The following is a 7986-nucleotide window of genomic DNA, read 5'->3' as shown; positions in this document are numbered from 1 at the left end:
TAATGAGGCGTATCGACAATTTGTGTGAAGCCGAGATTTAGGTAAAAGTTAGCAGCAATATCCCATATCTTTTACTGGTAACGTAACTTGGTTAAGTTCCATTTAAACTCCTAGCGTATAACGTTTCACATATGGGGCGCAGGCTTGCTGGCTATACTTGCGAAGAATGAGCCGAGCCAGCGAGTATGCGTCCCAATGAGCGCAGCGAATGAACATAATGTGTTTGTTAGGTTTCAGGGGCATCTTGGGTACCAGAATTTCCATTTAGAACATCATTCTCGAAAACATACCAAGAGCGCTCCATATTTGAAATCCAATGTTCTTTATTTCGAACTTGGCCGGATGCTTCCTTGGCGTAACCAACAGCTTCACTTAATTTCCCTGATGTATACCCATTTAATTGCGGCTTAATCTGTGCCGCCATAAATTCCAGTTTTCGTAAGGGGCTGGCAGCTTCTTTTTTATTGTGAGAGTAAATTACCTCATCAATTAAGCTTCGCAGTTTTCTTAGTTTTTCACTATCCATTTCGACTAAATCCTCTTATGAAACCTAACTTTAAGCTAAGCGGCGCAGTTGCGTGGGGCATAATGGCGAAGCCGCCCCGCGTAAATGCGTCCGAACGACCGAAGGGAGTGACTTGAGCGCTTTGTTAGAAGCAGAGCCTGTTCCCTTGGCCTTTTTAAAAACTAATAAAGTCAGCATACGATTGATTATTAACACAAACAAGTAAAACAACAGCGCAGTGATGGTATTGATTTGACTGAAGCAAACCGCCCTATGAGTTGCCGAGTGCAATGGCGCTTGCCGGGTAAAATAAGAACTTGTTGGTAAAGCGCCTATTGCGCAACCTTTGAAGTAAGCGCGGTGACATTAAAACTACCAAAGCTTGGGCGATGTTGGAAACAACAGAATAGGGTTGTTGAACTGATATTTTTATAAAGCCAAACGTAGTTTAGGCTGACGCCTTCTAACTTTTAAATAAGGGGCGCAGGCGCGTGGGCTATAATGCGAAGCAGCCCACGTGTATGCGTCCCAGCGAACGAAGTGAGTGACTTGATTTTTTTGTTAGGTGCGTGCTTTCCATGAAATATCATATTTTGTACCGTAGGAATTTATGTGGTCCCTTGCGGCGAAATAAGTACTAAATGTAGGTGACGTACTTTTGCGCCCTTTTCCTTCAAATTGCCAGAAGTATAAAAAACCCTCATCACTAATAGAGTAATCGATATAATCCAAATTATATGGATGAACGGCCATTTCTATTGCTGGTAAATCGAAAGATGTGTAATCGTATTTTTGCCTAAGTAACTTAGCATTAAACGGTATTTGGTCATCGTAAAACCAAATGCCACTAGCCAAAATTTCTTCTTGCAGCAGCGTTGGTTCCCATTCCGATATAAACCTATTTTTCACCAAAGCACCTAACGCCTCAATCAGAGGCAAAAAATAGTTGGTTAAAATAAGCGACGCAGGAGCAAAACCAACTGTTTTTTGTCCTGCTGAATTGACTTGTTATATTTACAATTCGATCATGTCTGCGATTTGATAACCAAGATTGGTAATTCTAAATACTTCACCTTTGTGACCACGATCTTCAATTAAATCTTCATTCTCTAGTTCTTGGATAGCTGATTTCCAGCGAGCTACTTCTCTAGGCTCTTGTGAGGAAATTAGATTTTTACCATTTGTTTGAACGTCATCACCACCCATATAACTTAGAGACATAATTGTGCCGCCACTATCAAGGCTAGCTTCTTTAAGTAATATACGAGCTTCGTTTGATAACTTGGGAATTGAAGTGTTTGATTCTACTATTTCGTTTTGAGGTGAAAATGAATCACTTGCTTCAAATTGAAATAAAGAGTGTTCATTAACTTTAAGTTGAAGGTGACGATAAAATCTTTCTTTGAAATCAGAATGACTATCATAACCCTCATATAAGCCACGAGATTGACAAGATTTTTTAAACTTACTTAATTCTGAATATTGGTCGGGATCAACGGTATCCATTACGACTGGCTGACTCGAAAAATAGAGCATAGCGGGCTTATCAGCCGCGATATGTTTTTCAATTTCTTCAACAGTTCCACTCGCGTATTCGGTTGTCGCTGTTCCAATACGAGTCCAGAAAACGCCGACGAGGAAATCACATTTATCTAAAATTTGATTATTTATAATTTCTTGAGGAGACGCCCCCATTTCAGGAGATGAATGAGATTCCCATCCAACGGGTAACAAAACAATATTTCGCGATTTAGAATGAACAGCATTCCATTCATATATTACGTCTCGTATGATCGTTCTTTCAGATGCTACATCTCCTGGTGAAGCAATCATTACATTGAATACTTTAGCTTCGTAACTCATAACCTGAACTCTCCTTGTAAATATAACGCCTAGCACAACGGCAATAGCGAAGGGCCACTTTTTTGCGCTCTTTGCAAAAAAGGGGAACTGCGCGTTATTGTCCGGTGCTGCGCCTTGTTAGCCCTAACACTGAACGTTCGCAGCTTTGCTGCCCTGCACCAAGATGTTTGCATTTAATAACCGCCCTGCCCTGATACGCATTTACCTTAAACAACCAACAGAAAAACAACAACTGATTTTTGCAGTACACATTAACCAGAACTGAAAAAGTTGCGTTACCACTGAACCTGAGAATTGCGCGATACGATTGCTGATAAAAACACCAGACCATGACAAGGAAAGACTGCTCGCGCCGCGCAAACCACGGGAAGAAAATAACTAGATTGGTTGATAGCCCATAAACCAAACACTACCGATGCCGGTAGGATGCGAAAACAAGAAGGAAAACGATGTTTGTTTGAAACCTATCTGTTAATTTTTGGATAAATGAACGCTTGGGGGCTAACTTTTAAATAAGGGGCGCAGGCATGTGGGGCATAATGGCGAAGCCGCCCCACATGTATGCGTCCCAGCGAACGCAGTGAGCGACTTGATTTTTTTGTTATGTGCCAGCGCACTTTCTACTACCGCCATAACTTTACTGTGCCCATTAAATAAAACGTACCATAAATACAGCATATAATTGAGCTGACTAACCAAAAGGTTATTGAATTTTGGTGCACCACAGGGTCTGAAGTTAGAAACGGACCAACTAAGCCTGCGATACCACGCAACAAGTAGACCGCAGTAATTAAAGCTAAACATGTTTTTAGTAGTGGTAACTTGATGATAATACCTGCACCAGAAAATGCATATAATCCCCACCCAGTAAGAATTGAAGCAATTACCAACGTTGCAATCGTGGGGTACGGGTCGCCTTGGGCAGCGAGTTGAGCCATACGTTGACCAGCACCAAAAAAGAGGTACCAATCAGGACCGCCGAAAATACAACCAATATGAAGTAATGCAGCTAAGATGCTTAAACTGCCAGCGATTATTAGTTGATTATTCTTGTGCATTCAAATTCCTTTTGGCACATAACACCCACTTAAGCGGCGAAAATTGCTCTTTATTTTTGTCCGCTTCAAGTTTTTGTTATATGCCGTTGCCAATTAATCTTTTCGCTTCTTTTAATGAAGTTTCGTAAATATCTAGGCCGAATCTCGATTTCATAACGTGTCCAGTGCAAGAGTTTACTCGAACACTATTTAAGAAAAAAAGATGAGTATCCCCGATTGCAAAATCCATCCCACAATCATTACTGTTATAGCTCGAGTACAAAGTTACTCGTTTAATCTTTTCACCCTTCAATAATTCTTCAACCAAAATGACAGCCTCAATTCCAGCCGAATATTTTCTGTCTTCCTCTGACACGTACTTTAAATCCCTTATCGAGATAACTTTCCCAACTAGTACTTTGTCAGCTGATTCTATTCGCTCTATCAACTCAGGCGCTGAACAACTGCAAGCCCAAGTAAAATTTGATACCGCTAGTAGTAATAGACTAATAAAAAGCCTCACTGTTAGAATCCCCCTCTAGGCAAATAACAATTTAATGTACGGAAATAATCCTATATGCAACATGGAATATTTCCATATATCCGTTTAACAATGCTCTAACTTTGGCACGTAACTTCACATATATCAATATCCTATACTTTGTATCTGAATATCCTGTATCTAAGTACGGAATCTTTCCTGTTTATTTTACTGCGTTAAAAATCCGCGTATGACTGTAAGTATTTACAGTTAAAAATAGGAACAATATGAAGTCTATGTTTATGCAGATGGTGATTCAGTATATGCGAAATCGTCGGTATGCTAAGTGTACTATCGAGCTTTATTGTCGCTGGATCGTAAGCTATATACGCTTTAACAAAAGTCCCCATCCAGCAGAGATGGGAAACAAAGAAGTCGAGTTGTTTCTCTCTTATTTAGTGAACACAAAGGATGTGGCACCGGCTCCCCAAGCCAGTGCACCAAACGCATTGGCATTTCTTTATATTGTGTTCACTAATACTGCATCTAATTACCCAAGCCTAGCCTGATTTAGAAAATATCCTGTTTATTATCAAGCTATTGCGCTACTAAATTAAAAACGTATCAGAAGACCTAACGCTAAAAATCTATCGCTGTATACGACAATCGCCAAGGCCTTCGCCCGTGAAATTGCGATATTTAGTCGATTGATATTTAAAAAAAAATAGACAACGTCGACTATTTAAAAAGATGACCTATGTCTACCTTAAGCATTTTTTTAGTTATTGGCTTTATCGCCCTTACCGCAAGTTACTTAGATGCTAAGTTTCAATGGCGCCTCAACGACTGGATAAGCGGCTCGTGTAGCAATCCTTTCATTGCTAGCAAAGCCACACAGCAACAACAGCTTATTGAGAAAAAAGATAAGCAAATTGCCGCCTTTGTAGAGCGAGTAGAAACACTGGAAGCCATAGTGACTCAGCCCGCGTATGAATTGAATGAAAAAATTAATGCACTTAAGTAATACACTTGAATGATGTTTAACTACTTAGGGGTGGGCGTCGCATGAATATGGGTACTTTACCCATCGCAATAGCGTTGCCCATCAATACCACTACTACACCGAGTACAGACAGCCAACTCCACGTATAACCTTCAAAAAAGGTGGAGATAACCAGCGCCACAATGGGGTAAACCAGTACCACATAAGCGGCTTTATCTGCTCCCATTTCCTTTACCAACTTCATATAAGAACCAAACGCCAATACCGAACCGAAAATCGCTAAGTACAGCAGTGAAATATAGAACTCTGGGGCACTGGGGATCACCAGCGTTTCTTGCGATATTTCTTGAGTTAATAGTGCCGTGGTATACAGCATCACCATGGCATAGCTCATAGCGTAAAAATTCATTTGAATTACTGGCGTACCTGAAGTGAGGATCCGCTCTGAAATAACGTTACCAATTGATGCACTGAAAAAAGAAACAAACGCGATAGAAAGCCCCGCCGCTAATGCAGCATCCATGGATACTTTGGAGAATTCAGGTACAAACATACACACGATGCCGACCAGTCCAAACGTAGCGCCCACCACCACTTCTAAACGAATAGGCTGCTTCAACCACCACCTGCGAAGCACCACGTTAAAGTAAATAATGCTGGAGCTCATAAGGGCGAGTAACGCGCTGATAATATGCGCTTGCGCCATATAGAGCAGGGAATAGTTTAGGCAATATAGGAAAAAGCCAACTCCCGCCATTTTAATGTGAATGTGTAACGGTAGCTTAAACGGCATGCCGCGTACGACGCAAAATAGCCCTAAACACAGTGCAGCCAAAGTATACCGCCACGCTACGGCTAGGGTTTCAGCGGTATGCCCTATTTGATAAGTAATTGCTATCCACGTTGAACCCCAAATAAGCGTACAAATGGCAAAGAGCACACCATTATTCATGTTTGATCATCTATAAACTGCATTAAATGGTTTATTGCCTTGTTGAATAAGCACTGACGGGACTCATTCGCCATCCACGCCGCCTATTTACCCGCTTTTAAGCGCAGCCACCAGGGCGTCTTCATTAACTAAACCACCTCTGGCGGTATTAATAAGAAAGCGAGTGCGATTCATTATGACTTGAATTCAAAATCACTCTCTTCAGGTAGCCCTTTAATATGGGTTTTCAACGATACGTAGTGAATGTGTTCAGTCACCTTTAATCCTTAGCGTTAGTTGCTATTGGATATTGAAAATGGAGAAGAGTACCTTAAAATCATTGATGGTACTCTCCCCTTTATTGCTATATCGGCTTAACGTGAAGCACGCCAACTTCCACTTTCACCACTTCAGCGGTATCGCCTTTTTGTAGAGTGGACGTAGACTTGATCGTCCATACCACACCAGAAAATCGCGCGGTACCGGGTTTCCCGGGCGCCACATCACTTTCTAATTCGAATTGGGTACCTATCCAGTCCGATTTTACTTCTTTGGGCGCTCGATCCCGTTGTAATAGCTTTAACGGCCGCCAAACCGCTAACGTCAATACGGCATCAATGATGGCTACAGCAATGAACGCATCTAACAATGCCTCATCAAGGATCCCAACATACATAAGACCTGATGCAAGGATCATTGATATGCCCAAGGTCAACAGGAGTATTGTGGTAAACCCCATTAAGACTTCGAGAACTAGCAATACTAAGCCTATCCCAATGAGAAAATGGGGTAAGTTGGTAAACATATTTTCCATGGCTATGCCTTTTTGCCTATTGTGTTGGCAATTGTCATTGCTTGGGCCACAACGTTACCGATTTCGGTACTGCTGTCAGGTAACAAAACAATTGAAGACTCTTTTGCAATTTTCTCTTTGGCCTGAATAGCGCCTTTGGCTAGATCAAGCTGTACCGCTTTTTGACCCTCTTCGGTGGCCGCCGCTTTACCCACAGTTTCAATGGCCTCTGCATCCGCTTGTGCAACACGAATGATCGCCTGGGCTTCACCGTCGGCTTTTAATATTTGTTGCTCCCGGTCTGCTTCCGCGGCAAGCACGATGGCTTGTTTATCACCTTCGGCACGGTTAATGGCCGCTTGACGATCACCTTCAGACTCTAAAATTTGTGCGCGTTTCAATCGCTCTGCCTTCATTTGCTGTTCCATGGCATCCAGCACTGAATTAGGCGGATTAATATCTTTTAGCTCGTAACGCATTACTTGAACACCCCAGGGAGCCGCGGCTTCGTTCAGGGCAGACACAATATTGGTGTTTAACAAATCTCGCTCTTCAAAGGTTTTATCCAATTCCATTTTACCCAGTTCAGAACGCATGGTAGTTTGTGCTAACTGGGTTACCGCAAAAGCATAATCTTCGACACCGTAGGTGGCTTTGTATGGATCGACTACTTTGAAATACAACACACCATCAACGCTTAACGTGATGTTGTCTTTGGTAATGGCAGATTGTTCGGGTACGTCGCCCGCCTGTTCTTTCAAAGAGCGATTCGCCGCTACCCTATCGATAAACGGAACGATAAAATTGAGACCTGCTTCGAGTGTGGTGTTGTACTTACCAAAACGCTCGATAATGAACGCGCGGTTCTGAGGGACAAACTTTATTGACGATTTAAGGCCTATAACAATAAGCACTAGTAAGATAACTTGATAAGAAAAAAGGGTTTCAAACACAGATTCCAATTCCATTTACGTACTCCTAGACGATTAATAAAACAGCATTAATGAAGGTTTATACTACAAAATAAATACATTAAAAGCAGTTAATTATCAGGAAACGTTGATGTAATCAATCCTGTACTTGTCTTAGTCACCTTGAAATAGTAGTGGCAAACAAACGTTTACATGCCACTACTACTGGTATTGAGGAGATATTATTCAGGACGAACAGCGGTTACTTCAATTTCCACTAAAAAACCAGGGTTAGCCAACCCTGCAATTTGCAGCGCTGAACGAGATGGTAAGTTAGGTTGCTCTTCAGTACCAAAGAACTGGGTATAGCCACGCATAAAGCCCGCAAAATCCATACGGCCATCAAGGTTAGGATCTCCCACCAAAAACGCTTGCATTTTTACAACGTCTTTCATGGTTAAG

Annotated in this window: 12 protein-coding genes and 1 pseudogene; 2 read left to right on the top strand and 11 right to left on the bottom strand. The window is 41.7% G+C overall.

Annotation, left to right across the window (positions count from 1 at the left end):
* The 6 genes and pseudogenes from V5298_RS11605 to V5298_RS11580 all read right to left on the bottom strand — a co-directional run.
* Nucleotides 1-102: pseudogene (locus V5298_RS11605) on the bottom strand (VOC family protein); the annotation flags it as partial.
* A 124-nt stretch (nucleotides 103-226) separates the two neighbouring features.
* Nucleotides 227-526: a hypothetical protein gene (locus tag V5298_RS11600; protein WP_129736248.1), complete on the bottom strand. Its 300-nt coding sequence runs from the start codon at nucleotides 524-526 to the stop codon at nucleotides 227-229.
* 540 nt (nucleotides 527-1066) lie between these two features.
* The gene (locus V5298_RS11595) at nucleotides 1067-1414 is read right to left on the bottom strand and encodes a hypothetical protein (protein WP_305444375.1); all 348 of its coding nucleotides are present in this window, start codon (nucleotides 1412-1414) and stop codon (nucleotides 1067-1069) included.
* A gap of 105 nt (nucleotides 1415-1519) precedes the next feature.
* Complete coding sequence (locus V5298_RS11590; protein WP_332931610.1) at nucleotides 1520-2368, bottom strand: hypothetical protein; 849 nt, start codon at nucleotides 2366-2368, stop codon at nucleotides 1520-1522.
* Between the two features lie 623 nt (nucleotides 2369-2991).
* A complete protein-coding gene (locus V5298_RS11585; protein WP_332931609.1) occupies nucleotides 2992-3426 on the bottom strand; it encodes a hypothetical protein in 435 nt (144 codons plus the stop codon).
* 76 nt (nucleotides 3427-3502) lie between these two features.
* The gene (locus tag V5298_RS11580) at nucleotides 3503-3781 is read right to left on the bottom strand and encodes a hypothetical protein (protein WP_332931608.1); all 279 of its coding nucleotides are present in this window, start codon (nucleotides 3779-3781) and stop codon (nucleotides 3503-3505) included.
* Between the two features lie 392 nt (nucleotides 3782-4173).
* On the opposite strand from V5298_RS11580, the gene V5298_RS11575 reads away from it, so the two are divergent.
* Together V5298_RS11575 and V5298_RS11570 are read left to right on the top strand one after the other, a co-directional pair.
* Nucleotides 4174-4455: a site-specific integrase gene (locus V5298_RS11575; RefSeq protein WP_332931607.1), complete on the top strand. Its 282-nt coding sequence runs from the start codon at nucleotides 4174-4176 to the stop codon at nucleotides 4453-4455.
* A 188-nt stretch (nucleotides 4456-4643) separates the two neighbouring features.
* Nucleotides 4644-4910 carry a hypothetical protein gene (locus tag V5298_RS11570; protein WP_332931606.1) on the top strand — a complete coding sequence of 89 codons (267 nt, stop codon included), beginning with the start codon at nucleotides 4644-4646 and terminating at the stop codon, nucleotides 4908-4910.
* Nucleotides 4911-4926: 16 nt separating this feature from the next.
* Here the strand turns inward: V5298_RS11570 and V5298_RS11565 are convergent, their stop codons facing one another.
* The 5 genes from V5298_RS11565 to V5298_RS11545 form a co-directional block, all read right to left on the bottom strand.
* The gene (locus V5298_RS11565) at nucleotides 4927-5841 is read right to left on the bottom strand and encodes a DMT family transporter (RefSeq protein ID WP_332931605.1); all 915 of its coding nucleotides are present in this window, start codon (nucleotides 5839-5841) and stop codon (nucleotides 4927-4929) included.
* 87 nt (nucleotides 5842-5928) lie between these two features.
* Nucleotides 5929-6015, bottom strand: a complete 87-nt coding sequence (locus tag V5298_RS11560) for an NAD(P)-dependent oxidoreductase (protein WP_332931611.1) — start codon at nucleotides 6013-6015, stop codon at nucleotides 5929-5931.
* A 169-nt stretch (nucleotides 6016-6184) separates the two neighbouring features.
* Complete coding sequence (locus tag V5298_RS11555) at nucleotides 6185-6634, bottom strand: NfeD family protein (RefSeq protein ID WP_332931604.1); 450 nt, start codon at nucleotides 6632-6634, stop codon at nucleotides 6185-6187.
* Nucleotides 6635-6636: 2 nt separating this feature from the next.
* A complete protein-coding gene (locus tag V5298_RS11550; RefSeq protein WP_332931603.1) occupies nucleotides 6637-7581 on the bottom strand; it encodes a slipin family protein in 945 nt (314 codons plus the stop codon).
* A gap of 185 nt (nucleotides 7582-7766) precedes the next feature.
* The coding region (locus V5298_RS11545; RefSeq protein ID WP_332931602.1) for a Rid family hydrolase at nucleotides 7767-7986 on the bottom strand (220 nt) is incomplete at its 5' end.

Origin of the sequence: Alteromonas sp. 14N.309.X.WAT.G.H12 (genome assembly GCF_036697315.1) — a bacterium.
GTDB lineage: Bacteria > Pseudomonadota > Gammaproteobacteria > Enterobacterales > Alteromonadaceae > Alteromonas.
This window is presented reverse-complemented; position numbering and strand designations above follow the sequence as displayed.

What these genes read in the sequence shown, in the direction of transcription:
- V5298_RS11600 (WP_129736248.1), bottom strand. Translation starts at nt 526, where the DNA reads ATGGATAGTGAAAAACTAAGAAAACTGCGAAGCTTAATTGATGAGGTA.
- V5298_RS11590 (WP_332931610.1), bottom strand. Translation starts at nt 2,368, where the DNA reads ATGAGTTACGAAGCTAAAGTATTCAATGTAATGATTGCTTCACCAGGA.
- V5298_RS11585 (WP_332931609.1), bottom strand. Translation starts at nt 3,426, where the DNA reads ATGCACAAGAATAATCAACTAATAATCGCTGGCAGTTTAAGCATCTTA.
- V5298_RS11575 (WP_332931607.1), top strand. Translation starts at nt 4,174, where the DNA reads ATGAAGTCTATGTTTATGCAGATGGTGATTCAGTATATGCGAAATCGT.
- V5298_RS11570 (WP_332931606.1), top strand. Translation starts at nt 4,644, where the DNA reads ATGTCTACCTTAAGCATTTTTTTAGTTATTGGCTTTATCGCCCTTACC.
- V5298_RS11565 (WP_332931605.1), bottom strand. Translation starts at nt 5,841, where the DNA reads ATGAATAATGGTGTGCTCTTTGCCATTTGTACGCTTATTTGGGGTTCA.
- V5298_RS11560 (WP_332931611.1), bottom strand. Translation starts at nt 6,015, where the DNA reads ATGAATCGCACTCGCTTTCTTATTAATACCGCCAGAGGTGGTTTAGTT.
- V5298_RS11555 (WP_332931604.1), bottom strand. Translation starts at nt 6,634, where the DNA reads ATGGAAAATATGTTTACCAACTTACCCCATTTTCTCATTGGGATAGGC.
- V5298_RS11550 (WP_332931603.1), bottom strand. Translation starts at nt 7,581, where the DNA reads ATGGAATTGGAATCTGTGTTTGAAACCCTTTTTTCTTATCAAGTTATC.